This window comes from Microbacterium sp. LWO12-1.2 (assembly GCF_040675875.1).
Taxonomy (GTDB): domain Bacteria; phylum Actinomycetota; class Actinomycetes; order Actinomycetales; family Microbacteriaceae; genus Microbacterium.
Genome location: NZ_JBEGII010000001.1, coordinates 1,484,394 through 1,507,928, shown reverse-complemented (window position 1 = coordinate 1,507,928; position 23,535 = coordinate 1,484,394). Strand labels below are relative to the sequence as shown.

The 23,535-nt window shown below is 67.5% G+C and carries 25 protein-coding genes and 1 tRNA gene; 17 read left to right on the top strand and 9 right to left on the bottom strand.

What is annotated here, in order from left to right; translation table 11 throughout:
• Nucleotides 1–28: 28 nt before the first annotated feature.
• The 6 genes from MRBLWO12_RS07200 to MRBLWO12_RS07175 all read left to right on the top strand — a co-directional run bounded on the left by MRBLWO12_RS07200 (nucleotide 29) and on the right by MRBLWO12_RS07175 (nucleotide 4,994).
• Nucleotides 29–580, top strand: a complete 552-nt coding sequence (locus MRBLWO12_RS07200; RefSeq protein ID WP_363554066.1) for an RNA polymerase sigma factor — start codon at nucleotides 29–31, stop codon at nucleotides 578–580.
• Entirely contained in the window at nucleotides 564–1,553 is a 990-nt protein-coding gene (locus MRBLWO12_RS07195; protein ID WP_363554064.1) for a hypothetical protein, read from the top strand. Before MRBLWO12_RS07200 ends, MRBLWO12_RS07195 begins: the two co-directional genes overlap by 17 nt.
• Nucleotides 1,550–2,026, top strand: coding sequence for a hypothetical protein (locus MRBLWO12_RS07190; RefSeq protein ID WP_363554062.1), 477 nt, complete (start codon nucleotides 1,550–1,552; stop codon nucleotides 2,024–2,026). Before MRBLWO12_RS07195 ends, MRBLWO12_RS07190 begins: the two co-directional genes overlap by 4 nt.
• Nucleotides 2,027–2,124: 98 nt before the next feature.
• Nucleotides 2,125–3,096: a hypothetical protein gene (locus tag MRBLWO12_RS07185; RefSeq protein WP_363554060.1), complete on the top strand. Its 972-nt coding sequence runs from the start codon at nucleotides 2,125–2,127 to the stop codon at nucleotides 3,094–3,096.
• Nucleotides 3,093–3,668, top strand: a complete 576-nt coding sequence (locus MRBLWO12_RS07180; RefSeq protein WP_363554058.1) for an RNA polymerase sigma factor — start codon at nucleotides 3,093–3,095, stop codon at nucleotides 3,666–3,668. Before MRBLWO12_RS07185 ends, MRBLWO12_RS07180 begins: the two co-directional genes overlap by 4 nt.
• Nucleotides 3,669–4,058: 390 nt before the next feature.
• On the top strand, nucleotides 4,059–4,994 hold the full coding sequence (locus MRBLWO12_RS07175) for a quinone oxidoreductase family protein (RefSeq protein WP_363554056.1): 936 nt from the start codon (nucleotides 4,059–4,061) through the stop codon (nucleotides 4,992–4,994).
• Nucleotide 4,995: 1 nt separating this feature from the next.
• Here the strand turns inward: MRBLWO12_RS07175 and MRBLWO12_RS07170 are convergent, their stop codons facing one another.
• Nucleotides 4,996–5,643, bottom strand: coding sequence for a hypothetical protein (locus tag MRBLWO12_RS07170; protein WP_363554054.1), 648 nt, complete (start codon nucleotides 5,641–5,643; stop codon nucleotides 4,996–4,998).
• Between the two features lie 193 nt (nucleotides 5,644–5,836).
• Here MRBLWO12_RS07170 and leuA point away from each other — a divergent pair, with 193 nt between their 5' ends.
• A complete protein-coding gene (gene leuA / locus MRBLWO12_RS07165) occupies nucleotides 5,837–7,591 on the top strand; it encodes a 2-isopropylmalate synthase (RefSeq protein ID WP_363554052.1) in 1,755 nt (584 codons plus the stop codon).
• 134 nt (nucleotides 7,592–7,725) lie between these two features.
• Here the strand turns inward: leuA and MRBLWO12_RS07160 are convergent, their stop codons facing one another.
• The gene (locus tag MRBLWO12_RS07160) at nucleotides 7,726–8,424 is read right to left on the bottom strand and encodes a trimeric intracellular cation channel family protein (RefSeq protein WP_363554051.1); all 699 of its coding nucleotides are present in this window, start codon (nucleotides 8,422–8,424) and stop codon (nucleotides 7,726–7,728) included.
• 34 nt (nucleotides 8,425–8,458) lie between these two features.
• Here MRBLWO12_RS07160 and recO point away from each other — a divergent pair, with 34 nt between their 5' ends.
• A complete protein-coding gene (recO, locus tag MRBLWO12_RS07155) occupies nucleotides 8,459–9,202 on the top strand; it encodes a DNA repair protein RecO (protein ID WP_363554049.1) in 744 nt (247 codons plus the stop codon).
• Complete coding sequence (locus tag MRBLWO12_RS07150) at nucleotides 9,199–10,002, top strand: isoprenyl transferase (RefSeq protein WP_363554047.1); 804 nt, start codon at nucleotides 9,199–9,201, stop codon at nucleotides 10,000–10,002. Before recO ends, MRBLWO12_RS07150 begins: the two co-directional genes overlap by 4 nt.
• Here the strand turns inward: MRBLWO12_RS07150 and MRBLWO12_RS07145 are convergent.
• Nucleotides 9,942–10,553: an AAA family ATPase gene (locus tag MRBLWO12_RS07145; protein ID WP_363554045.1), complete on the bottom strand. Its 612-nt coding sequence runs from the start codon at nucleotides 10,551–10,553 to the stop codon at nucleotides 9,942–9,944. The genes MRBLWO12_RS07150 and MRBLWO12_RS07145 overlap by 61 nt on opposite strands.
• A gap of 66 nt (nucleotides 10,554–10,619) precedes the next feature.
• Here MRBLWO12_RS07145 and MRBLWO12_RS07140 point away from each other — a divergent pair, with 66 nt between their 5' ends.
• On the top strand, nucleotides 10,620–11,306 hold the full coding sequence (locus tag MRBLWO12_RS07140) for a DsbA family oxidoreductase (RefSeq protein ID WP_363554043.1): 687 nt from the start codon (nucleotides 10,620–10,622) through the stop codon (nucleotides 11,304–11,306).
• A 74-nt stretch (nucleotides 11,307–11,380) separates the two neighbouring features.
• Here MRBLWO12_RS07140 and MRBLWO12_RS07135 read toward each other — a convergent pair whose 3' ends face one another.
• Nucleotides 11,381–11,875, bottom strand: coding sequence for a glutathione peroxidase (locus MRBLWO12_RS07135; RefSeq protein ID WP_363554041.1), 495 nt, complete (start codon nucleotides 11,873–11,875; stop codon nucleotides 11,381–11,383).
• A 60-nt stretch (nucleotides 11,876–11,935) separates the two neighbouring features.
• On the opposite strand from MRBLWO12_RS07135, the gene dusB reads away from it, so the two are divergent.
• The 6 genes from dusB (at nucleotide 11,936) to MRBLWO12_RS07105 (ending at nucleotide 17,810) form a co-directional block, all read left to right on the top strand.
• Nucleotides 11,936–13,090, top strand: coding sequence for a tRNA dihydrouridine synthase DusB (gene dusB, locus MRBLWO12_RS07130; RefSeq protein WP_363554039.1), 1,155 nt, complete (start codon nucleotides 11,936–11,938; stop codon nucleotides 13,088–13,090).
• Nucleotides 13,080–14,483, top strand: a complete 1,404-nt coding sequence (locus MRBLWO12_RS07125; protein ID WP_363554037.1) for a deoxyguanosinetriphosphate triphosphohydrolase — start codon at nucleotides 13,080–13,082, stop codon at nucleotides 14,481–14,483. Before dusB ends, MRBLWO12_RS07125 begins: the two co-directional genes overlap by 11 nt.
• Nucleotides 14,483–16,345: a DNA primase gene (dnaG, locus tag MRBLWO12_RS07120; protein ID WP_363554035.1), complete on the top strand. Its 1,863-nt coding sequence runs from the start codon at nucleotides 14,483–14,485 to the stop codon at nucleotides 16,343–16,345. The genes MRBLWO12_RS07125 and dnaG overlap by 1 nt, the downstream gene beginning before the upstream one ends.
• A 36-nt stretch (nucleotides 16,346–16,381) precedes the next feature.
• Entirely contained in the window at nucleotides 16,382–17,155 is a 774-nt protein-coding gene (locus MRBLWO12_RS07115; protein ID WP_363554033.1) for an ATP-binding cassette domain-containing protein, read from the top strand.
• A 97-nt stretch (nucleotides 17,156–17,252) separates the two neighbouring features.
• A tRNA-Asn gene (locus MRBLWO12_RS07110) sits at nucleotides 17,253–17,328 on the top strand.
• 128 nt (nucleotides 17,329–17,456) lie between these two features.
• The gene (locus MRBLWO12_RS07105) at nucleotides 17,457–17,810 is read left to right on the top strand and encodes a hypothetical protein (protein ID WP_363554031.1); all 354 of its coding nucleotides are present in this window, start codon (nucleotides 17,457–17,459) and stop codon (nucleotides 17,808–17,810) included.
• 88 nt (nucleotides 17,811–17,898) lie between these two features.
• On the opposite strand, the gene MRBLWO12_RS07100 is transcribed toward MRBLWO12_RS07105, so the two are convergent.
• Together MRBLWO12_RS07100 and def are read right to left on the bottom strand one after the other, a co-directional pair.
• Entirely contained in the window at nucleotides 17,899–18,414 is a 516-nt protein-coding gene (locus MRBLWO12_RS07100; protein WP_363554029.1) for a septum formation family protein, read from the bottom strand.
• A 139-nt stretch (nucleotides 18,415–18,553) separates the two neighbouring features.
• On the bottom strand, nucleotides 18,554–19,120 hold the full coding sequence (gene def / locus MRBLWO12_RS07095; protein ID WP_363554027.1) for a peptide deformylase: 567 nt from the start codon (nucleotides 19,118–19,120) through the stop codon (nucleotides 18,554–18,556).
• Nucleotides 19,121–19,181: 61 nt separating this feature from the next.
• Here def and MRBLWO12_RS07090 point away from each other — a divergent pair, with 61 nt between their 5' ends.
• Nucleotides 19,182–20,222, top strand: a complete 1,041-nt coding sequence (locus MRBLWO12_RS07090) for a DMT family transporter (protein WP_363554025.1) — start codon at nucleotides 19,182–19,184, stop codon at nucleotides 20,220–20,222.
• Between the two features lie 36 nt (nucleotides 20,223–20,258).
• Here MRBLWO12_RS07090 and pgl read toward each other — a convergent pair whose 3' ends face one another.
• The 3 genes from pgl to zwf are packed head-to-tail and all read right to left on the bottom strand — an operon-like array spanning nucleotide 20,259 to nucleotide 23,526.
• Nucleotides 20,259–21,044: a 6-phosphogluconolactonase gene (gene pgl, locus MRBLWO12_RS07085; RefSeq protein ID WP_363554023.1), complete on the bottom strand. Its 786-nt coding sequence runs from the start codon at nucleotides 21,042–21,044 to the stop codon at nucleotides 20,259–20,261.
• The gene (locus tag MRBLWO12_RS07080) at nucleotides 21,044–21,979 is read right to left on the bottom strand and encodes a glucose-6-phosphate dehydrogenase assembly protein OpcA (protein ID WP_363558552.1); all 936 of its coding nucleotides are present in this window, start codon (nucleotides 21,977–21,979) and stop codon (nucleotides 21,044–21,046) included. Before MRBLWO12_RS07080 ends, pgl begins: the two co-directional genes overlap by 1 nt.
• Nucleotides 21,976–23,526, bottom strand: a complete 1,551-nt coding sequence (gene zwf / locus MRBLWO12_RS07075; protein WP_363554021.1) for a glucose-6-phosphate dehydrogenase — start codon at nucleotides 23,524–23,526, stop codon at nucleotides 21,976–21,978. The genes MRBLWO12_RS07080 and zwf overlap by 4 nt, the downstream gene beginning before the upstream one ends.
• Nucleotides 23,527–23,535: the final 9 nt, after the last annotated feature.

The following is a 23,535-nucleotide window of genomic DNA, read 5'->3' as shown; positions in this document are numbered from 1 at the left end:
CGGCGGGGAGGCCGCCGACCTCACCGGGATGACCGATCGCAGCGCAGACCCGAACTCGCTGCAGGATCAGGTCTTCACACGAGTGTTCGACGCCCACTGGGCCGCCCTGCGGCACCACGTCGAGGGTGTCGTCGCGGATGACGACGAAGTCACCGAGATCGTCTCCGCGGTGTTCCTCGAAGCGTGGACGCGGTTGGATGTCGCCAGGCCGATGGGCAGAGTCTGGTTGTTCCGTGCAGCCGATCGCGAGCTGCGCGCCCGGTCGGGCCGTGCGACGAGCAGATCGGCTGTTCTCGATGCGATGCACCACGGCATGGCCGGCACCTCCGAGGAGGCGGGCACGGTCGATCTCGCGGCCGATCAGATGCCGGATCGTGACAGCGTGCTGCGTGCTTTGGGTGTCCTCACCACGCGTCAACGGCGTATCATCATGCTGGCATACTGGGACGGGCTCACCGAGGGGGAGATCTCGGAGCTGCTTCGGTATCCGCGTCGCAGTGTGCGGACGATGTTGCGCCGCGCAGAGAAGCGAATGCGGGATGCGCTGGGCCTGGAGGGGGCGAGTGAGCGTGAGGGGTGACGGGGCTGTGCTCGAACGAGCGCTGATGGAGGCCGATCCGGCGCGTACCCCGCGCGACGCGGCCCCCGACGCTCGGGCGCTCGCAACCCGTGACCGTATTCTGCGCAAGAGTCGCTCGACGCGACGGACTCACTCCCGCGCGGTGGGATGGGCGTCTGGTGCGATCGCCGTCGGTGCCTCGGCAATCTTCGCCGTTGCGATGCTCCTGCCGCAGGAGACGGCCTCCGCCGGCACCCCGACACCACTCGCCTTCGAGGGTTCCTCCACGATCGCCGAGATCGTTGAGACGGCGGAGGAGGATCTCGTCGCTGTCGCAGGCCCCGCCACTCCTCTGCGCCTTGTGCACGCCGCGTCGTGGGGGTTCTCCGTCGACGTGGTCGACGAGAACACACAGGTCACCCCGCAGCTCTCCGAGCTCACGTGGAATCCGGACGGTTCCGGACGAATGACCATCGTCCGTGGCGTCCCCTACGACCCCACGGATGCGGTGGCGAACAACAGCGCCGAGGTGAGCAGCAGCGGCGATGTCGTATCGGACCTGATCATGGCGCCCGGAGATTTCGAGCCGCCCTGGAGCGAGATCCCCGGCGATTCGCGCGACGATGTCCTCGCCCTGCTCTCCGCGTTCGGAATGCCTGCAGAGCCGACCGCCTTCGACATCGAAGCGGCGCTCACCTCGACGTTCGACATGTGGACGCTGACCAACGCGCAGCACCGGGAGGTCCTCTCGCTTCTCGAGGCGACCGGCGAAGGAGTGGCGCTCGGTGACTCGACGGACCGACTCGGCCGACCTGTGGCGGGTATCCAGTTCCTCGCTCCCGATGGGGGAGCCAAGGACGTCGTGCTCGTGTCGCTCGAGACCGGACGGATCGTCGGAGTCGAGCGGACCGCTATCAAGGCAGACGAAGTCTTTCCGGTGGGAGCGATCATCTCGTACCGGATGTGGGACGTGGAAAGTGAAGTGATCCGATGAAGCGCGCACGCGTGATGCTCACCCTCCTGGTCGCGGCGGTGTTCGCGATCGGTTCCGTACCGGCCGTGGCGAACGCCGCGGAGCCGGTCGGCGACCCGGATCCCCAGATCGCCGAGATGCTCGACGCCGTCCCCGGCGGCATTCTGATCGACAGCAATCACGCGGTATGGCCGGAGCTCGACATGGAGATGACCGTTCCGAGGGCATCAGACGTAGCGGCGCGTGCGGTCGGAGGGTGCGCAACGGGGAAGATCTGCGCCTTCAACGCCTACTTCGCCGATGGCAGCGCCCTGAGCTTCGGGACGTGCGGGATCCACAGCATCCCCTCGAACTTCACCGTCAAGTCCGTGGCGAACGCACGGTCGTCCGGAACCGCCCAGCCGCGCAACGGAACGACCGTGCTCGCGACGATCAGCGCGGGCACTTATCAGAACACCTCAGGAACGGTGACGAACATCCGCTGCAACTTCTGAGCGGTCGATTCGGGAACTGACTGAAGTCAGACACCGTCCGTGTGCCACGCAGAGATGATGCGGGGTCCGATGTCAGTGAAGCGATAGTGGAGAACCTCGTGCCGGAGAACTCGTCTCTGGAGTCAATGCTGCGCGCAGCGAGCCCTGCGCGCACCGCTGCCGATGCGACGCCGAGCGCGGCCTCCCTGCTCGCTCGCGACCGCATCATGCGCACGGACCCGCCGCGGCGGCGGCGGCGAACGATCGCGATCGGGTGGGCGTCGGGCTTGGCACTCGTCACGGCATCCGCGATCGTCGCAGCCTTCGTGATGATGCCGCAGACGACGGCGCGCGCGGGAGCAGCACTGTCATCTTCCGCGCCGTCGCCGACCGTGGCGAGTGTCGTGGAAGAGGCCAGCGCGGATCTTTCGGCGTCCGCCGGCCCCACCGAGCCGAAGCGTTTCGTCAGGACCGCATCCTGGAACTTCTCGGTCAACGCGGGCACTGGGGAGCTTCGCGTCTTCACGCAGCTGTCGACGATCTCCTGGGAGGCCGACGGATCCGGTCACGTTGTCATCGTGAACAGCCCGGAACAGGACCCTGCCGACGCCGAGTGGTACTCGCAGTCGCAAGTCCCCACGGCGGGCACCACCGAGGAGTTCCCGATGTTGCCCGGCGAGTTCCTCACTCCGCTGACCGACCCCCCGGGTGAGTCCTCGGCAGCGATGCGGGCGGCGCTCGAAGCTCTGCAGATGCCGCGAGATGCCTCGGCCTTCGAGGTGGTGACCGCGATCACGACGCTGTTCGGTCAATGGACTCTGACGAACGCACAGCACGGCGCGCTCTTGAGCATCCTCGAGGAGGCGGGGGATGTCGAGGTCGTTCCGGTGACGAATGATCGTCTCGGGCGACCGGTCACCGGCCTGCGTGTACTTTCTCCCGATGGTGCGGTCAGCGACGTGCTCTTCGTCTCGGGCGACACCGGGCGCATTGTGGGCCTCGAGCGGAATGTGGTCACGGGCGACGAGCTGCTCCCGGCGGGAGCGATCATGGGCTATCAGCTCTGGGACCTCGAGGGGCTGGTCGGATGAACGGCCGGTCGGAGGCGCGCAACGGCGAGCGGGAAGCTGTCTTCAAAGGGATCTACGACACGCTCTGGGCGCCCGTGCAACGCCACGTGGAGTGCGTGGTCGAAGACGACTCGGAAGTGGCGGAGATCGTGTCCGACGTCTTCCTGCTGGCCTGGCGCAAACTTGATGTCGCCAAGCCGCTCGGACTGATCTGGCTGATCAGGGCCGCCGATAACAAGCTGAAGGATCGCGAGCGCAGCCGCCGCGCACGGGCGCGCGCGATGGACACGGTGCACGCCGTGTATGCGGCGCCGAGCGATGACGACATGCTTGACAACCTGGCGGTGCGCCAGGCGGTCGCTACGGTGCTGACGCAGCGGGAGCGTCGCATCGTGATGCTCGCGTACTGGGATCAACTCGCGGCAGGGGAGATCGCCGAGTTGCTCCGCTGCTCGCAGGCCTCTGTGTGGAAGACCCTGAGCAGGGCGCGGAAGAAGCTCGAGGTGGAGCTCGGGCTCGGCGACGGTGAAGCAGCGGCCGAGGCGCGACGGGCCGTGGAGGCGGCGCGTCCTGCGCCGCGGATGACCGGATGAGGAGACCTCTCGCCGACGCCCCCTCGCCGCCAGATGACACCGGTGTGAGGGCCCATTGCGCGAGACGCGAATACCTGACAAACGAGTTATTCCATGCGTTGGACTTTGCTCTGGGAGGGGTCGACGGCCTAGCGTTTTAGTGAGCCACCCGGTCGCCGAGGAAACGATTGCCCTCGTCCCCGGCGACCGGGTGGATCGCAACTGGCCACGCCGGTTCCCTACCGGGGGTAAGGATCAGCGGGGCAGAGGCGAAGGGCTTCACCCTCGAATCCGGGGGGCACGCGAGGGGAAGTCTGGACGGTGGCGTTCTGTCGAAAGCGGAACGTCATCGTCCTCTCCATTCGCTTACGCGCGATGATGGACGCACCGATCTTCACAGGAGGCGCGACCATGGCACAGCACTGGATCGCCACGATGGCAGGTCCGCCGGAGGCCTGGTCCTTCGAGGAGTACGTCGTCGCTGCCCCGGCCGAGGGCGAAGTCACGATCCGCGTCCATGCAGCCGGCGTGAACCCGGCCGACGCCAAGCACGTCGCAGCCCCACGGGCAGGCCTCGAGTTCCCCGTGCCGATCGGGTACGAGATCTCGGGCGAGATCACGGCCATCGGGCCGAACACGCGCATCGGCTCCGGCGCTGCGGCGATCGGCGACGAGGTCATCGCCTTCCGCATCTACGGCGGGTACGCGACCGACATCAAGGTTCCTGCCGCGAAGGCATTCGCGAAACCCGCGACTCTCACACATCCGGAGGCGGCGAACCTCCTGCTGGCCGGCACCACGGCGGCCGAGATGCTGTCCGTCGTCGGCGCCGCGCCGGGGGAGACGATCCTGCTTCACGGCGCGTCAGGCGCGGTGGGCGTCAGTGTGCTGCAGCAGGCGCGCCTCCGCGGCATCCGTGTGATCGGTACGGCCAGCGAGGAGCGCTTCGACGAGGTCCGTCGTTTCGGCGGAATCCCCGTCCGCTACGGTGGCGGGCTGATCGACCGGGTGCGTGAGGCCGCCGGCGCCCCGATCGCAGCGGCCCTCGACGCTGCCGGCACCGACGAAGCCATCGACGCATCGCTCCAGCTCGTTGAGGATCGAGGGTGCATCGTCACGATCGCCGCCTTCGGCCGAGCATCGGGCGACGGCATCCTCGCGATCGCCGGCTCGATGCCGGCCAGCGCGAAGTTCCGCGATGAGGTGCGGGGTGAGTTGACGGCCCTCGCGCAGAACGGCGACCTCCTCGTGCCCGTGGCGCGGACGTATCCGCTGGGGCAGGCGCCCGAAGCCCACCGCTTCCTCGCGACCGGTCACCCCGGCGGCAAGATCGCGCTGATCCCGTAGGTTAGTCGATCTCGCGCAGCGCCGATGTCACCACCACGACGTCGTCGCCGAACTCGGCGTCCGCGGCATCCTGGATCGTTCCTTCGTCCCACACGACCTGCAGCCAGACATAGCCCCGGTCGCTCCACACACTCAGCGCGTCTGGGCCGAGACGGCCCGCGATGTCGTCCTGGATCGTCGTGAGTTCGGCCTCGTCGGTCTTGCCGTCGACACCGCCCGTGGGATCCTCCGGAGCGACGGTGTCGTACAGGGCGAGCATGATCGGAGGGTCGGCCTTTGTGAGTCGCTCGCCGTCGTACGTGGCGTACACTGCGTAGTCGCCCCACGTGGTCTCACCCGCTGTCTCACTCCCGTCCACGTCATCCCATGTCCAGCTGTCGATCGGCACGCCATAGCACTGCGGTGGGTACGACTCCATGATCGCTGCCATGCAGAGCTGCACGTCGCCGGCTGCGTCGATCACGGTACCCATTCCGATCACCCGCCCCTTCGGGAGACCGGGCTGCGCCGTCTCCAGGAGCTGATCGGACGCGACCGTCGTGCTGGTCGGCGCGGGGGAGCCCCCCGGCCCCGTTGCGCACGCGCTGAGCGCGAGAAGACCGGCGAGGGATGCCGAGGCGAGGGCCAGGCGACGCTGCGATGTACTCATGACTGAGAGTGTCGGGCTCACGTCGATCGTCTCAACATCGTCGAATCGGTTTCGGCATCCCTGCTACCATGACCACATGCCTTTCGGCGGACTGCTTCTTCTTAGCTGCCGCGACGAGTCCTAAAGCTAGGGCCTTCCTCGTCGCGGCGCTTGTGTTGGCCCGTTTACCCTGACGAAGAGAAGAAGCCCCATCATGCAGAACACTCAGCGCCCGTCCGCGATGCCGATCCACAAGTACCGGCCGTTCCACGAGCAGATCAACGTCCACCTGCCTGACCGCACGTGGCCCGATGCCCGCATCACTGAGGCGCCCCGCTGGTGCGCGGTCGATCTCCGCGACGGCAACCAGGCACTGATCGACCCGATGTCGCCTGAGCGCAAGCGCGTCATGTTCGAGTTGCTCGTCAGCATGGGCTACAAGGAGATCGAGGTCGGCTTCCCGTCGGCGAGCCAGACCGACTTCGACTTCGTCCGTCAGCTCATCGAAGAGAACCTGATCCCGGACGACGTCACCATCCAGGTGCTAACCCAGGCGCGCGAGCACCTCATCGCCCGCACCTACGAGTCGATCGCCGGCGCCAAGCAGGCCATCGTGCACCTCTACAACTCCACGAGCGTGCTGCAGCGCGAGGTAGTGTTCCGCACCGACAAGCAGGGCATCATCGACATCGCGCTCGAGGGCGCTCGGCTGTGCCGCAAGTTCGAGAAGACCATTCCCGACACGAAGGTCTACTACGAGTACTCGCCGGAGAGCTACACCGGCACCGAGCTCGAGTTCGCCGTCGACATCTGCAACCAGGTGATCGAGGTCTTCGAGCCCACCCCTGACCGCAAGGTCATCATCAACCTGCCGGCGACCGTCGAGATGGCGTCGCCGAACGTCTACGCCGACTCGATCGAGTGGATGAGCCGCCACCTCGCCCACCGCGAGAACGTCATCCTGTCGCTGCACCCGCACAACGACCGCGGCACCGCGATCGCCGCGGCAGAGCTCGGCTACATGGCCGGCGCAGACCGCATCGAAGGCTGCCTGTTCGGCAACGGTGAGCGCACCGGCAACGTCGACATCGTCGCGCTGGGCATCAACCTGTTCACGCAGGGCATCGACCCGCAGATCGACTTCAGCGACATCGACCAGGTCAAGCGTACGGTCGAGTACTGCAACCAGCTGCCCGTGCCCGAGCGCAGCCCCTGGGCGGGAGACCTGGTGTTCACGGCGTTCAGCGGATCGCACCAGGACGCGATCAAGAAGGGCTTCGAGGCCATGGCCGTGCGCGCCGAGGCAGAGGGCGTCACGGTCGAGGACATCGAGTGGGCCGTGCCGTATCTGCCCATCGATCCGAAGGACCTGGGGCGTTCCTACGAGGCCGTCATCCGCGTCAACTCGCAGTCCGGCAAGGGCGGCGTCGCCTACCTGCTGAAGGCTGACCACGCGATCGACCTGCCCCGCAAGCTGCAGATCGAGTTCTCGGGCGTCGTGCAGGCGAAGACGGATGCCGAGGGCGGCGAGGTAACGAGCGACCAGATCTGGTCGATCTTCAACGACGAGTACCTGCCCGCCGCCGACACCGCGGCCAAGTGGGGCCGCTTCGAGCTGCTCGCCACGCAGACCCGCAGCGACATGTCGGGCGAGGTCGTGCTCGATGTCGTGCTGCGCGACGACGACCAGCAGGTCTCGGTCACCGGCAAGGGCAACGGTCCGGTCGCGGCCTTCGTCGAGGTGCTGCGCGCGCAGGGCTTCGACATCACGGTCTACGACTATGTCGAGCACGCTCTCAGCGCCGGCGGTGACGCGCAGGCCGCGGCCTACGTCGAGCTGCAGGTCGCTGACCAGCGTCTGTGGGGCGTCGGCATCGACGGTGACATCTCGACCGCGTCGCTCAAGGCGATCGTGTCAGGCGTGAACCGGTCGATCCGCACGCGTCAGCAGGAGCTGGCGGCCGTCTGAGCATTGTGGGTCGCTGAGCCTGTCGAAGCATGTGTCGCCCCTTCGACAGGCTCAGGGGCCCAGGCTCGGGAGCAGAGACTCAGGGGCCCAGGCTCGGGAGCAGAGGCTCAGGGACCCAGGCTCGGGAGCAGAGGCTAGAGGTCGATGCCGGGCTTGACGATCGCGATCGCGCCGGTCTCGGCGGCGACCTTGCGGCGGTACAGGCGGCGCTGTTCCGGCAGCGACACGTCGAAGCTGACCGCGAGCACCCGGATCACGGCCGTCACGATGATGCCGATGATCGCCGCCAGGGTGATGGGCATCGCCAGAGCGTTCGCGATGGCGATGAACGCGCACCCGGCGCCCGCGGCCACCGCATAGAGCGAGCCGACGTGCATGATCGACGTCGGCAGACCCATCAGCATGTCGCGCAGCACACCCCCGCCGACCGCCGCGCACACGCCGATGAAGACGGCGGGGACCGGCGGGATGCCGAAGGCGAGGGCCTTGGCTGTGCCGAAAGCCCCGAACATCCCGATCACCACGGCGTCGAGCACGACGATGACGGTGTTCAGCCGGTTGAAGAGCCCGGCCAACAGCATCCCGAGCAGGGCAGCGCCCGTCGCCGTCAAGAGGTACCAGTTGCTCTGCAGGGTCGCGGGCGTCTGACCGAGCAGGATGTCGCGGATGAGCCCGCCGCCCATGCCGATCATGATGCCGATGATCGCCACGCCCAGCCAGTCGAGCCGTCGCTGCCCCTGGAATCCCGAGGCGAACATCGCTCCTTGCACGCCGCCCAGGCCGACGCCGAGCAGATCCGCCCAGAGCGGAATGATGAAGAGCGGTTCGGTCACGCCTCTATTGTCGCGCACGGAGGATAATCGAACGGTGCCCACCTACCGAGACGAAGCGGTGATCCTGCGCACTCACAAGCTCGGTGAGGCGGATCGCATCGTCATCATGCTCTCTCGGCGCCACGGCAAGCTGCGTGCCGTCGCGAAGGGGGTGCGCCGCACCTCGTCGAAGTTCGGTTCCCGGCTGGAACCGTTCATGGTCGCCGACGTTCAGCTGTACCAGGGGCGCTCGCTCGACATCGTGCAGCAGGCGGAGTCCCTCGGCGCCTACGGCTCCGAGATCGCGGCGCACTATGAGCGCTACACCGCGGCGAACGCGATGGTCGAGACCGCCGATCGGCTCAGCGATTCCGAAGCGACCTCCGACCAGTACCTGCTGCTCGTGGGTGGGCTGCGGGCGCTCTCGCGCGGCGAACACGTGCCGCGCAGCATCCTCGATTCGTATCTGCTGCGGGTCATGGCGCTGTCGGGCTGGGCGCCGTCGCTCGAGGACTGCGCCCGCTGTGCCGCGCCCGGTCCGCACACGACCTTCGTCGCGCAGTTGGGCGGACTCATCTGCGCCGACTGCGCGCCCGCCGGCAGCCCTCGGGTGGCTGAGAAGACCCTGTCGCTGCTCCGCTCGCTGATGCGGGGGGAGTGGGACGTCATCGATGCCGCCCCGCACTCCGACACCGCCGCCGCATCGGGTCTGGTCGCCGCGTACGCTCAATGGCACCTGGAGCGCGGCATCCGCTCGCTCGCCCATGTGTCGGACATCCCTCGAGAAGGAGCACGGTGAGTCCCAAGCCGTTCACGCACAAGGACGCCGTGGCGTACCGTCCCCTCGACTGGACGGGTGTGTACCCGCCGACGTTCCCCGCCGTGCCCGAGCACGTGGCGATCGTGATGGACGGAAATGGACGGTGGGCCAATCGGCGCGGCCTCAACCGTGTCGAAGGCCACAAGGCCGGCGAGGAAGTGCTGCTCGACGTGGTCGCCGGTGCGATCCAGGCCGGAGTGAAGCACCTCTCGGTATACGCCTTCTCGACCGAGAACTGGGCGCGCTCTCCCGAGGAGGTGCGCTTCCTCATGGGGTACAACCGCGATGTGCTGCACCGTCGACGCGACCAGCTCAACGAGTGGGGCGTGCGCGTGCGCTGGGCTGGGCGCAAGCCGCGGCTGTGGGGCAGCGTCATCAAGGAACTGCAGTATGCGGAGCAGCTCACCCGCGGCAACGACACCCTGACGCTCACGATGTGCGTGAACTACGGCGGTCGAATCGAGATCGTCGACGCGATGCGATCCATCGCCGCGGACGTCGCCGCCGGACGTGTGAAGCCCAACGCGATCAGCGAGAAGATGATCCGCCGGCATCTGTATGTGCCCGACATGCCGGATGTCGACCTGTTCCTGCGCAGCTCGGGGGAGCAGCGCACCTCGAACTTCCTGCTGTGGGAGTCGGCGTATGCCGAGATGGTGTTCCTCGACACCCTCTGGCCGGACTTCTCCCGTGAGGAGCTGTGGCGGGCGATCGGTGTCTACCTGTCGCGCGACCGCCGCTTCGGCGGGGCGATCGACACCCCGGACGCCTCCGCCTGAACACGCAGCCAGCGCTCCGTCTCACGTGGATGGCGCAGGCGAACGATCGTGAGGTGCGGGAAGCGCTCGGCGTACTCCGGCATCCGCTCCTCCCACTTGTGGAGCGTCTTGGTCTGCCACGCCAGGATGTTCTCGTCCGGCTCTCCTGACCACATCCGCCAGATGGGCTTCTCGACATTGCCGTTCCACATGCGAGTGCGCAGGATGCTTCTGCGCAGCGTGCGGCCCACGAGACGGGAGCGCACGACACGATACGGGTAGTCGAGCCAGACCACGAGGTGTGCGCGGGGGGTGAGGATCTCGTCCGTTCCCTTGCTGGTGTACTGCCACTCCGTGATCCAGCGGTCCTCAGCAGCGAAAGCGCGCACGTCATCGAGGAACTCGGGGCGCGGTGTCCAGTTCGGCCCGTGGAACAGTCCGTCGATCTCGACGTGGCGCAGTCCCCACATCGCCCCGATGCGACCCGCGAGCGTCGTCTTGCCCGAGCCCGTCACGCCGGCCACGAGGATGCGCTCCGGCTGCTGCGGCAGGGGATCGGAGGCGGAGAGCATCCGAGAATCCTATCCGCGTGAGGGAGCGACGGAATAGCTCATAGGTGCATGGGGTTGGATGAAGATGTGAGCGAACCTATCTCCATCGACATCTGGTCCGACATCGCCTGCCCGTGGTGCTACATCGGCAAGCGCAACCTCGAGAAGGGCCTCGAAGCCGTCGCCGGCGACGATGACGCCCCGGAAGTGACGGTGACGTTCCACTCCTTCGAGCTTTCCCCCGACACCCCTGTCGACTTCGACGGCGACGAGATCGACTTCCTCGCCGGGCACAAGGGCATGCCGCGCGACCAGGTCGAGCAGATGCTCTCCAACGTCACGGGTGTGGCCAAGAACGCCGGCCTCGAGTACCGCTTCGACCTGCTGCAGCACACCAACACGGTCAAGGCCCACGAGCTCCTGCACTTCGCGAAGGCCGAGGGTCTGCAGCACGAGATGGAGGAGCGGCTGATGTCCGCCTACTTCACCGAGGGCAAGCACGTCGGTCGCATCGACGACCTCGTCGAGCTCGCGGCCGAGGTCGGTCTCGACGCCGACGCCGCGCGCGAGGCTCTGGAGTCCGCCCGTCACCTGCCGGACGTGCGTCAGGATCAGGACCAGGCGCGTGCCTACGGGATCCAGGGCGTGCCGTTCTTCGTGATCGACGGTCAGTACGGCATCAGTGGCGCGCAGCCGCCCGCCGCCTTCGAGAGCGTGCTGCGCGACCTCTGGGCCAAGCGCGATGAGGCCACTGAGGAATCCGCCGTCGTCTGAGCACCGGCCCGCATACACGAAGCCCCTCCCGACTTCTTGATGAGTCGGAAGGGGCTTCGTGTATGTACAGCGGCCTAGCGGGTGAGCGCGGCTTCGATCGCGCCGACGATCTCCGGGTCGTTCGGCTTCTGCTTCGGGCGGAAGCGGAGCACCTCACCGTCGGGGAGCACCAGGAACTTCTCGAAGTTCCACTCCACGCGACCGGCCTTGCCGCCGGCATCCGGAGCCTCCTTGAGCGCCTTGTAGAGGTCGGACGCGTTCTTGCCGTTGACCTTCACCTTGTCATTGACGGGGAAGCTCACCCCGTAGGTGGTGGAGCAGAACTCGAGGATCTGCTCGACGGAGCCGGGCTCCTGGCCGAAGAACTGGTTGCACGGGAATCCGACGACAGAGAAGCCGCGGTCGCCGTACAGGCGCTGGAGCTCTTCGAGCTGCTCGTACTGCGGGGTGAGCCCGCACTTCGAGGCGACGTTCACCACCAGGACGACATCGGCACCGAGGTCATCCAGGGTCTTCTCATTGCCCTGGGCGTCGGTGAACGGGATCGAACGGAGCGCAGAATCGGTCATACTTCACAGCTTAGGTCGATGGGGCTCCATGGGCTCCGCGTCTGGGAGAATGGAGGGGACATGACTCTCGCCACCGCTTCCCCGCGCACGCTTCGCATCGGTCCCATCGACCTCGACGTGCCGGTCGTCCTCGCGCCCATGGCGGGGATCACGAACACCGCTTTCCGTCGTCTGTGCCGTGAGTACGGCGCCGGTCTCTACGTCAGCGAGATGATCACCTCGCGCGCGCTCGTCGAGCGCAACGAGACGACCATGCGGCTGATCCGCCACCACGAGTCCGAGACGCCGCGCTCGATCCAGCTCTACGGCGTCGACCCGAAGACGATCGCCGACGCGGTGCGCATCATCGTGGCCGAAGACCACGCCGATCACATCGACCTCAACTTCGGGTGCCCGGTGCCGAAGGTCACCCGTAAGGGCGGGGGAGCTGCGCTTCCCTGGAAGAGCTCGCTGTTCTCCGACATCGTCACGCAGGCAGTGAAGGCCGCGGGAGACATCCCCCTCACAGTCAAGATGCGCAAGGGCATCGATCGTGACCACCTCACCTTCCTCGACGCAGGGCGCGCTGCCGAGGACGCCGGAGTGGCCGCCATCGCGCTGCATGCGCGCACGGCAGGCGAGTACTACTCCGGGCACGCCGACTGGAACGCGATCGGCGAACTCAAGCAGGCTGTCACCAGCATCCCGGTGCTCGGCAACGGAGACATCTGGTCGGCGGACGACGCCGTGCGCATGATGGAGCAGACCGATTGCGACGGCGTCGTCGTGGGTCGCGGATGCCTCGGTCGCCCCTGGCTCTTCGGCGAGCTGGCCACGGCGTTCGGCGGCGAAGGCAAGACGGTCGATGCGACACTCGGCTTCGTGGCCGACGCCTTCAAGCGGCACGCGGAACTCCTCGTCGAGTTCTTCGAGGACGAGGATCGCGGTTGCCGCGACATCCGCAAGCACGTGTCGTGGTACTTCAAGGGCTATCCGGTCGGTGGAGACATCCGCACCGGACTCGCCACGTCATCCAGCCTCGCCGAGATCGACGAGCTGCTCGCCCGTCTCGACCACTCCGCCCCCTATCCCGGGGCTGACGCCGAGGGGCAGCGCGGCCGCGCGGGGCACGCCAAGCGCACGGCACTGCCGGACAAATGGCTGGAGTCGCGCGAGATCGCGGCCTCGACCTCGGAGATGATGCGTGGAGCGGAGATCGAGAACAGTGGCGGTTGACCCTTCGACCGGTTCGGCGCGCACGCGCGCCGACGGTTACGACCCGCGCGACGCCGAGCGTTTCGTCGCGGAGACCCACCGCTCGGAGCGTAATGATTTCGCCAGGGACCGGGCGCGAGTGCTGCACTCTGCCGCACTGCGCCGACTCGCGGCCAAGACGCAGGTGCTGAGCCCTGCCAGCACCGCCGACTTCGCACGCAACCGGCTGACCCATTCGCTCGAGGTAGCCCAGGTCGGGCGAGAGCTCGCCACGGCGCTCGGCGTCTCCGCTGACGTCGTCGACACCGCGTGCCTGAGTCACGACCTCGGTCACCCGCCGTTCGGGCACAACGGCGAGCGGGCGTTGAACGAATGGGCCGAGAACATCGGCGGCTTCGAGGGCAACGCCCAGTCGCTGCGCATCCTCACACGTCTCGAGGCGAAGGTCCTCGACGAGAATGATCACTCCGTCGGGCTCAACCTCACGCGTGCGAGCCTCGACGCGACGTGCAAGTACCCGTGGACCGTCGACAGCCCTGTGCCTGACCCCGGTGGGCGCTTGAAGTTCGGCGTCTACCCCGAGGACGAGGCCGTGTTCCGGTGGATGCGCGAGGGTGCCCCGGGGCGTCTGCGTTGCATCGAGGCGGAGATCATGGACCTCTCCGACGACATCGCCTACTCCGTGCACGACTTCGAGGATGCGATCGTCAACGGATACGTCGATGTGGCGCAGCTCTCCGACCCCCGCCAGCACGAAGCGCTCCTCGGACGCATCCAGCAGTGGGTCGGCTACGACTTCACACGCGATGAACTCGCCGATGCGCTCTACCGGCTGGCCACGCAGTCCATGTGGCTCGGCTCGTTCGACCGTTCCCGCCAGGATCTCGCCCGTCTGAAGAACCTCACGAGCGACCTGATCGGACGCTTCGCGAAAGCAGCGGTCTCGGCGACTCGTGACGCCTACGCGGGGCCGGCGCTGGTGCGCTACAACGCGCACGTGGTCGTGCCGCGCGTGATCGAGGTCGAGATCGCGGTGCTCAAGGGCATCATGGGCCAGGCGATCGTCACGATCGATGCCCGAAAGGGCGTGTACAAGGAGCAGCGGCGCGTGCTGAAGCGACTCGCCGACGTGCTCTGGTCGACCGACGCCCTGTGGTCCGCAGGCGCCGATGTGCTCGAGCCGGCGTTCGCCGCCGACTTCCTCGCCGCGGACAGCGACGACGAGCGCTCCCGCGTCATCGTCGATCAGATCGCGAGCCTCACCGATCAGAGCGCGATCGACTGGCATAACCGGCTGGTCGGCGAGATCGACCCTGCCGAGGTCGGGATCTGGACGCCGCGCAACGCACGTCACACTCGTCCCGCACTGCGAGGCGGCGCCGAGAGGCAGGCCATCGCCGAAGGGGCCGTCTGATGCCGCGCATCCGTCAAGCCGACGTCGACGAGGTCAAGGCGCGCACGAACATCGCCGACATCGTGGGCGAACGCGTCGCGCTGAAGTCGGCCGGCGTCGGATCACTCAAGGGCCTGTGCCCGTTCCATGACGAGAAGAGCCCGAGCTTCCATGTGCGCCAGCAGGTCGGGTACTACCACTGCTTCGGCTGCGGTGAGTCCGGCGATGTGTACTCGTTCCTGCGGGAGATGGACCACGTCAGCTTCACCGAGGCGGTGGAGCGTCTGGCCGGCCGCATCGGCTACACCCTGCACTACGAAGACGGCGGTGCGGCCCCCGAGACGAGCGGACGGAGTCGGCTGTATGCCGCGAACACGGCTGCTGCGGAGTTCTTCCGTGCACAGCTGCTGTCGCCGGACGCCGAGGCAGGACGCCGCTTCCTGGGCGAGCGCGGGTTCGACGCCGGCGCGGCGGCCCACTTCGGTGTCGGCTTCGCGCCCCGCGGATGGGACGGGATGCTGAAGGCCCTCACCGCGCAGGGGTTCACGCGCGAGGAGCTCAGTACCGCAGGGCTCGTCTCCACGGGACAGCGCGGCGTGTACGACCGCTTCCGTGGGCGGCTCGTGTGGCCGATCCGCGACGTGTCCGGCCAGACGATCGGGTTCGGGGCGCGCAAGCTCTTCGACGACGACCAGGGTCCGAAGTATCTGAACACCCCGGAGACCCCGATCTACAAGAAGGCCCAGGTGCTCTACGGACTCGATCTCGCCAAGCGCGACATCGCCCGCGGAGACCCCCGTCGGGTCGTGGTGGTCGAGGGGTACACCGACGTGATGGCGTGCCACCTGGCCGGCCTCACGACCGCGGTGGCGACCTGTGGCACGGCGTTCGGCACCGAGCACATCAAGGTGCTGCGGCGCGTGATGGGCGACGACAACGCCTCCGGCGAGGTCGTGTTCACCTTCGACGGCGATGAGGCCGGCCAGAAGGCCGCACTGCGTGCGTTCACCGAGGACGACCGCTTCAACGCGCAGACATTCGTCGCGGTCGCCCCTGACAGCCTCGATCCCTGCGACCTGCGCCTGCAGCGCGGGGATGCGGCTGTGCGCGGCCTGATGGACACCAAGGTCCCCATGTTCGAGTTCGCGATGGACCGCAAGCTTGCCGGCTTCGATCTGTCGACGGTGGAGGGGCGCGTCGGTGCGCTGCGCGGAGCCGCACCGATCGTCGCCGAGATCCGCGACCGACTGCTGCGCCCTGGATACGAACGCGTGCTCGCACGGCGTCTCGGGATGGACCCGACAGAAGTGCACAACGAGGTCGAGCGCTCTTCGCGCGGGGGTGCGACTGCAGCTCCTGCGCACAGGGAGCAGCAGGTGCCGACCGATCCGGTGTCCGGGGCACCGGGGATCGCACCTGTCACTCTGGCGAGCCTGCCCCGATCACCCGATGTCGCGGTGGAACGCGATGCCCTGATGGGCGCCCTGCAGTACGGGCACCAGGTGGACCAGGCGCTGCTCAACCGGGCCCTCAGCACACCGTTCCGTACGGCGGGACTGGATGCGGTGCGTGAGGCCGTGGCGGCCGCACCCGATCGCACCAGGGCGGGGTGGGTCACCGAAGCCGTCAACAACGTGCGAGAACCCTACCGATCGCTCGGTGGCGAGTTGCTGATGACGCCGTTCCCCGCGCGTGACGAGGAGCGCGCGGTGGCGACCGTCGCCGATCTCGCCCGACGCCTCATCCTGCGCCAGCTCGAGCATGAGAAGCAGGAGATGCTCGGCGCCGTGCAGCGCGTGCCTGCTGATTCCGACGGCGGGCGGGCGCTGCGCATGCGGTTGCGGGACATCGACGCAGAGCGTCAGCGGTTCGCCGAGTCGTAACCCGGCTCGCCTCCAGCGGCACGGCAGGATGGAGTCATGCCTCGACGACCGGAATCCCAGAATGCGATCGAGTGCTCCGATCTGGTCATCGACCGTATCGGGCACGGGCTGCCGACGCGTGCGGTCGACGGAGTGACGTTCTCGCTCGCTCCGGGGAACCTGATCTGCGTCGCCGGTCCCACCGGTTCGGGGAAGTCGACGCTGGTGGCTGCTCTCGCAGGTTCCACCGACCCTTCCGTGCGGGTGGTCGGCGGCAGCGCGCACGTCTGCGGAGTGGACGTACGACGCCCTGGGCGCAAGCACCGCATCCTCACGTATCGCACGGGTTTCGTGCCGCAGGGTGCCGGAGGCGACCTGCCACCGCGCCTCACCGTGAACGAGGTGATCGCCGAGCCGATCCTCATCCGCGAGAAGCGCGTGAATTCGAAGGCGTTGTCGATCCGTGTGGCCACGCTCCTCGACGAACTCCATCTTCCACTCGGCACGGCGGCGAAGTTCCCCTACGAGCTCAGCGCGGGCATGCGGCAGCGCGTCGCGATCGCTCGCTCCTTCATCCTCGAGCCCCAGGTGCTGATCGCCGACGAGCCTCTCGCCAACCTCGATCTCGAGGTGCGTCCTGTCGTCTTCGACGCCATCACGAGGCGGCGCAAGGAGCAGGGGATGGCGGCGCTGCTCGTCACGAACGATGCCGACTTCATCCGGGAACTCAACGCCGAGACGCTCATGCTGCGCAGCGGTCATGTGGTCGCGCGAGGCGTCGGCAAGGACCTGCTCTGGGTGCCGAACGCCGAGGCGGATTCGCAGCACTGAACGCGACACGCCCGAGGGACCGAGAAGCGTCTCTCGTGTCACGAGTAGCGCGCGGAGTTTGCTAAGCTTGTCGAGTTGCCCGCGCAGCGGAGCACATTCCTCGGTAGCTCAATTGGCAGAGCAGCCGGCTGTTAACCGGCAGGTTCTTGGTTCGAGTCCAAGCCGGGGAGCCAATAAGGGCCCGGAACTCCTCTGAGTTCCGGGCCCTTCCCTTTTGCCCCGCATCGGATGGCTGCGGCGCGCGGGCAGTCTGTGCTGATGCGCGTGCGATCCGGCAGTCGCACCATGAAAGACTGGCGCGGTGGTAGACCGCTCCTCGGAACCGGTGCTCGGGTCAGATGCCGACGACAGTCGCGACCGAGTCGCGCCTCGGCTGTCGCTGTGGGCGGCCGCTCTCTGGGGGGTTGTCGGTGCCGCGCTCGTTCCGGCCGCCGTCTCGATGGCGATGGTCATCAGCTCGCCCGGGGGTTTCGAACGCGGAGATCCCGCGATGCTGCTACCGCTGGTGCCGGTCGTCTGCGGGCTCGAGAGCGGATTCCACGTGCGGCGGTTCGTCTTCGATCGCCGCGTCTGGCTGTCGCTGGATCCGAAGCCACTGCGCAGTCCGCTCTGGTGGCTGATCCCGTTCCCACGACCGCGGGGGCGCCTGCGCTAGCCGGCGTTCGCCTACACACAGGTTCGCCTGGTGCGCGAGAAGGCCCCGCCGAGTGAACGACGGGGCCTTCTCGGTGACGATCTTCAGATCAGCGCGCAGCGCCCTTGAGCGACACGGTGAGCGGGCCGGCCGGGTCCGAGATGACGCACTGGACGACACGGTCGTTCAGCTGCTCCCAAGTGTCCTTGGTCGGGTTGATCGGGTAGACGTCCAGGGTCGACTCTTCCCACGTGATGCCGACGAAGTTGGTGAATGCGTCTCCGACGCACTCCTGGCCAGCGGCGTCGACGTCCTCTTCCGAGAACTCGCCGTCAGGCATCGTGATCTCGTGATAGACCTCTTCGTCGTGTTCCTCCGTGCACGGCACGACGTCGGCGTCCTCGAGCAGGCCGCTCGGGCTCTCCAGCTTGCAGTCGCCGACCTTGAGGGCGAAGATGCCGATGTTCGCGCTCTCGGTGACCTGTCCGGTCTCTTCGTCGCGGTCGGCGTCGGCGGTGCCGCCGCCGATGAAGCTGTTGATGGCGCTACAGCCGCTCAGGGCGACCGTGAGTGCCAGAGCCGAGCCGGCCAGCACCAGAGCGCGTCGCTTGCGCAGTTTCATCATGATTGTTCCCCTCCAGAGTCCCATGTGCGGGCATGACAGACACCCGCGTCGAAAACGCTAGCCGTCAGGGAGTCTGTGATGCAACTCGAAAAGTGCTGTGCGTCGGCTGGGAGCGGTCCCGGTCTTCGCACCGCCGGTGTCAGCCTTCGAGGTCGTCGACTCCGGGCATCCAACTCGAACCCGGTCGTCCCCATCCACGCTTGCGAGAGATCTTCTGAACGGTCTTCCAATCGCCGTCCGAGAGGCGATCGACGTAGAGGATGCCGTCGAGGTGGTCGAACTCGTGCTGCATGATGCGCGCCCGCCAGCCGTCGACCTCGATCGAGACCGGTTGTCCGTCGAGATCGGTGGCGGTGACGCGAACCCGCTCTGAACGGCGCAGGGGGAATCGCTCCCCGGGGAAGGACAGGCAGCCTTCGGACTCCAGATCGGGATCGGGGTCGCCGGGCTCGAGCGGGGTCATCCAGAGCTCGGGATTGATGAGCACACCGCGCCACGGCTGATCGTCGTCATCGACGTACGAGTATGTGTAGATGCGGAGTGCCACGCCGACCTGCGGGGCCGCGAGACCGACGCCCGGCGCCTTGTCCATGGTCTCGAACATGTCGGCGACGAGCGTGCGGACGTCGTCCGTTATCTCGTCGACACGGGAGGCGGGGGAGTGCAGAACGGGGTCGCCCATTATGCGAATCGGAAGTACAGCCACGTCACAACCCTAGTGCGCGGGGTGGGCCGGGTAGTGTCTTAGTGTGAGCGCAGGGGTATGGATGAACGCGGTGGAAGACGTCGGCGACCAGCTCGTCGGCGCGTTCCAGAACCCCGGGCTGCTGCTCGGTATCCCGCTGGCGCTGGCCGGTGCGGTCTTCATGTCGCTGGGTGCCCAGTATCAGCACCGCGGCGTGGAGAAGGTCGAGCGGCTCAGCGGGTCGACGGGCACCTCCGGGCTCAGTGTCACCCAGCTCAAGGGGCTGCTCACACGCCCGTCGTGGATCCTCGGAACGTTGATGCTCGGGCTCGCGATCGTGTGTCAGCTCGCCGCACTGGTGAAGGCTCCGCTCATCGTCGTGCAGCCGCTCGGCGCGATCGCGCTCGTGATCACGACGCTGCTCAACGCGCGCATCTCCGGTCATTCCCCGACCAGACAGTCGATCACGGCGATCGTCTGCTGCGTGGGAGGCATCTTCCTCTTCGTCTTCTTCGCGGCGATCTTCGCCACCGAGCAGGACATCACCGATCGAGAGCTGTTCGTCATCCTGGCGATCCTGCTCGTGGTGATCATCATCCTCGGTGCCTGCTGGTTGATACTCCGGCATCGTATGCGCGCCCTCTTCTACGTCATCGGCGCCGGCATCCTCTACGGTTTCGTCGCGACGCTCGCCAAGGTCGTCATCAAGCGCATCGAGGCGGGCGACTTCGAGTGGATCACGGCGATCTGCGTCCTGGCGCTGGTCGCCGCCTCGGCCGTCGGCGCGTACTTCGTGCAGACCGCCTACAGCTCGGGACCGCCTGACCTCGTGATCGCCGGACTCACCGTCGTGGACCCGCTCATCGCGGTGCTCATCGGAATGGTGATCCTCGGCGAGGCCTCGGCCGCCCCGCCGTGGGTGCTCGTGATCTTCGGCGTCGCCGGGGCGATCGCTGTCTGGGGTGTCATCGGTCTCGCCCGGTACCACCCGCAGGTGCTCAGCGACAGCCAGGAGTTGGGCATCACCCGAGGCAGCGCGCCTTCCGGAGGCGCAGCAGCGACGCCGCCGAGTGATTCCGCTCATCCCGGCGACCCGCTCCCGGGCTCGCCGAACGCACCGTAGCCGGGCGCGGACACCCGTCGAAGCGGCGATCAGGACTCAGTAAGCCGGATCGATCAGATCGGGGGAGACCTCGGCAGCGGCCGCTTCGTCGACGAAGAACACGGTGCGCTTGCGACCCTTGGCTCCCGCGGCGGGCACGCTCGTGTAGCTCGCACCGGCGAGTGCCAGACCGAGCGCGGACGCCTTGTCGGCTCCGGTCATCACGAGCCACACGCGCTTCGAGGAATTGAGGACCGGGCGCGTCAGCGTGACCCGCTCGGGTGGCGGCTTGGGGGAGTCGCGCACCGGAAGCGCGGCAGCATCCGTGACCGTGACCTCATCGCGATCCGGGAAGAGCGAGGCGATGTGTCCATCCGGTCCGACGCCGAGGAAGCACACCGCGAAGGACGGCCACGCGTGCTCAGGGGTGCCGAAGCGCGCCAGCTCTGCGGCGTAGGCCGCGGCCGACTCATCGAGGGTGAGCCCGGAGTCGGGGCCCGCGACCTCGTGCACGTTCTCCGGAGGGACCGGGATGTGATCGAGAAGCGCCTGGCGCGACTGCAGCGAGTTGCGGTCGGGATCGTCGCGGGGGACGAACCGCTCATCGCCCCACCAGAAATGCACGAGCGACCAGTCGATCGATGCGCACCGCGGATGCTCCGCGGTCGCGCGCAGCACCGCGCCGCCCATAGAGCCGCCGGTCAGGGCGATGTGGGCGATCCGACCGTTGCGGGTGCGCGCACGCACCCGCGTCAGGAATCGTTCGGCCACGCTCGTGGCGAGGGCAGCGGGCGTGGGTTCGACCACGACCCGCTTCTCTGCGGACGGTGTCTGCGACGACATCATTCTCCTGTCTCGGGCGGACCCAGCTTCTCCCAGCCCTCGGTGATGACTCGACCGTACAGGACGTCGGGGTCCAGTCGGCGCAGCTCCTCCGCGAGGCACTCGCGCAGGGTGCGGCGCGGCAGGTGCAGGTCATGGTTCGGCTGACCGGGCTGCGTGAGAACCGCCACACCGGGCGTCGGTCGCTCCAGCAGGATGTCTCCGGATGCACGGGTCAGACGCACCGACTTGATGCCTTCTTCCCAATGCGACGGGTCCTCGTACGACCAGCTCACGGGAACCTCGAGGGCCATCTGCAGCCACGCGGCCAGCAGCGCGGTCGAGGGCGATGCGGCGGCACCGCGAACCTCGACGCCGGTGATCTCCTCGTAGGGCGGCTGATCGAGCACGGCGGCGAGCTGCTCGCGCCAGTGTGTCAGGCGCGTCCAGGCGAGATCCGTGTCTCCGGGGGCGTGGGTCTCGCCGAGGAGGGCGAGGCGGTCGCGCACATCGCTCGCGGTCGCGGCATCCGTGATGCGTCGCTGCGCGATCTTGCCGAGCGGGGACTGCGCAGGGTTCACGGGGGCCGCTTCCGGCCACCAGGCGACGACAGGAGCATCGGGCAGGAGCAGGCCGGTGATCAGGCTCTCCTCGTTGCTCGCGGCATCGCCGAACGCGCGGAGGACCACGACCTCGCTGGCTCCGGCGTCGCCACCGACGCGGATCTGCGCGTCGAGTCGGGAATCGCCGTCACCGGTCGTGATGACGATCACGCGCATCGGGTGCTCGCGAGAGGCGTCGTTGGCGGCATCGATGGCAGCCTCGGCCACACCGTTGCGCGCCGAGATGACGAGGGTCAGCACGCGTCCGAGTGCGACCGCGCCGCCCTCCTCGCGCACCTTCACCAGCTGCTTGGCGACCTGGCTGACCGTCGTGTCGGGAAGGTCGATGATCACGGTCGTCTCCATACTCGTCCGTCGCGGGCCAACAGGGCGTCGGCCGAGGCCGGTCCCCACGAGCCGGGCGCATACTGCTCCACAGGGCCGCCCTCGGCTGCCCAGTACTCCTCCACCGGGTCGAGAATCTTCCAGGAGAGCTCGACCTCCTCGTGCCGCGGGAACAGCGGCGGATCGCCCAGCAGGACGTCGAGGATGAGACGCTCGTACGCCTCGGGGCTCGCCTCGGTGAACGCGTGGCCGTAGCCGAAGTCCATCGTGACATCGCGCACGTTCGATCCGCTGCCCGGCACCTTGGAGCCGAAGCGGATCGTGACGCCCTCATCGGGCTGCACGCGGATCACCAGGGCGTTCTGACCGAGCTCTGACGCGTTCCCGCGACCGAACAGGTGCTGCGGGGCGCGCTTGAAGACCACGGCGATCTCGGTCACACGGCGACCGAGGCGCTTTCCGGTGCGCAGGTAGAACGGCACGTCAGCCCAACGACGCGTGTCGATCTCGAGCTTGATCGCGGCGTAGGTCTCGGTGGTCGACTCGGGGTTCATGCCCTCCTCGGCCAGGAAACCGGTGACCTTCTCTCCGCCCTGCCATCCGCCGTCGTACTGTCCGCGGGCGGTGGCGAGCGAGAGGTCCTCCGGCACATGGACGGCCGCGAGCACCTTCTCCTTCTCGGCACGCAGGTGCTCGGCGGAGAGGCTGATCGGCTCCTCCATCGCGGTGAGCGCGAGCAGCTGCAGCAGGTGGTTCTGGATCACGTCGCGCGCTGCGCCGATGCCGTCGTAGTAGCCCGCGCGTCCGCCCACACCGATGTCCTCGGCCATGGTGATCTGCACGTGGTCGACGTAGTTGCGGTTCCAGATCGGCTCGTACAGCTCGTTGGCGAAGCGCAGAGCCAGGATGTTCTGCACCGTCTCCTTGCCGAGGTAGTGGTCGATGCGGAAGATCGAGTCCGCCGGGAACGCGACCTCCAGAGCCGCATTCAACGCTCGCGCCGACTCCAGGTCGTGTCCGAACGGCTTCTCGATGACCACGCGCCGCCAGCGCTCGTCGTCGTCGCTGTTCTCGCCGACCAGTCCCGAATCCTTGAGCTGCTTCGCGACGAGCGGGAAGTCCTTCGGCGGGATCGAGAGGTAGAACGCGTGGTTGCCCATGGTTCCCCGCTCGATGTCGAGCTGATCGATCGTCTCTCGCAGCTTGCGGAACGAGTCGGGGTTGTCGAACTCGCCCGACACGAAGCGGATGCCCTGCAGCAGCTGCGCCCACGTCTCCTCGCGGAACGGGGTACGTGCGTGCTGCTTGACCGCGTCGTACACGACCTGGGCGAAGTCCTGGTCCGCCCAGTCACGTCGGGCGAACCCGACGAGCGCGAACCCCGGGGGGAGCAGGCCGCGGTTGGCGAGGTCGTAGACCGCGGGCATGAGCTTCTTGCGCGAGAGATCGCCGGTCACGCCGAAGATCACGAGAGCGCTGGGCCCCGCGATCCGGTTGAGACGGCGATCGTCGGGGTCGCGCAGCGGGTTCTGCCCGCGCGAGATGGGAACAGACATCGGTGGGGG

What these genes read in the sequence shown, in the direction of transcription:
- MRBLWO12_RS07200 (WP_363554066.1), top strand. Translation starts at nt 29, where the DNA reads ATGACCGATCGCAGCGCAGACCCGAACTCGCTGCAGGATCAGGTCTTC.
- MRBLWO12_RS07190 (WP_363554062.1), top strand. Translation starts at nt 1,550, where the DNA reads ATGAAGCGCGCACGCGTGATGCTCACCCTCCTGGTCGCGGCGGTGTTC.
- MRBLWO12_RS07180 (WP_363554058.1), top strand. Translation starts at nt 3,093, where the DNA reads ATGAACGGCCGGTCGGAGGCGCGCAACGGCGAGCGGGAAGCTGTCTTC.
- MRBLWO12_RS07175 (WP_363554056.1), top strand. Translation starts at nt 4,059, where the DNA reads ATGGCACAGCACTGGATCGCCACGATGGCAGGTCCGCCGGAGGCCTGG.
- MRBLWO12_RS07170 (WP_363554054.1), bottom strand. Translation starts at nt 5,643, where the DNA reads ATGAGTACATCGCAGCGTCGCCTGGCCCTCGCCTCGGCATCCCTCGCC.
- leuA (WP_363554052.1), top strand. Translation starts at nt 5,837, where the DNA reads ATGCAGAACACTCAGCGCCCGTCCGCGATGCCGATCCACAAGTACCGG.
- MRBLWO12_RS07145 (WP_363554045.1), bottom strand. Translation starts at nt 10,553, where the DNA reads ATGCTCTCCGCCTCCGATCCCCTGCCGCAGCAGCCGGAGCGCATCCTC.
- MRBLWO12_RS07135 (WP_363554041.1), bottom strand. Translation starts at nt 11,875, where the DNA reads ATGACCGATTCTGCGCTCCGTTCGATCCCGTTCACCGACGCCCAGGGC.
- dusB (WP_363554039.1), top strand. Translation starts at nt 11,936, where the DNA reads ATGACTCTCGCCACCGCTTCCCCGCGCACGCTTCGCATCGGTCCCATC.
- dnaG (WP_363554035.1), top strand. Translation starts at nt 14,483, where the DNA reads ATGCCGCGCATCCGTCAAGCCGACGTCGACGAGGTCAAGGCGCGCACG.
- MRBLWO12_RS07115 (WP_363554033.1), top strand. Translation starts at nt 16,382, where the DNA reads ATGCCTCGACGACCGGAATCCCAGAATGCGATCGAGTGCTCCGATCTG.
- MRBLWO12_RS07100 (WP_363554029.1), bottom strand. Translation starts at nt 18,414, where the DNA reads ATGATGAAACTGCGCAAGCGACGCGCTCTGGTGCTGGCCGGCTCGGCT.
- MRBLWO12_RS07090 (WP_363554025.1), top strand. Translation starts at nt 19,182, where the DNA reads ATGAACGCGGTGGAAGACGTCGGCGACCAGCTCGTCGGCGCGTTCCAG.
- pgl (WP_363554023.1), bottom strand. Translation starts at nt 21,044, where the DNA reads ATGTCGTCGCAGACACCGTCCGCAGAGAAGCGGGTCGTGGTCGAACCC.
- zwf (WP_363554021.1), bottom strand. Translation starts at nt 23,526, where the DNA reads ATGTCTGTTCCCATCTCGCGCGGGCAGAACCCGCTGCGCGACCCCGAC.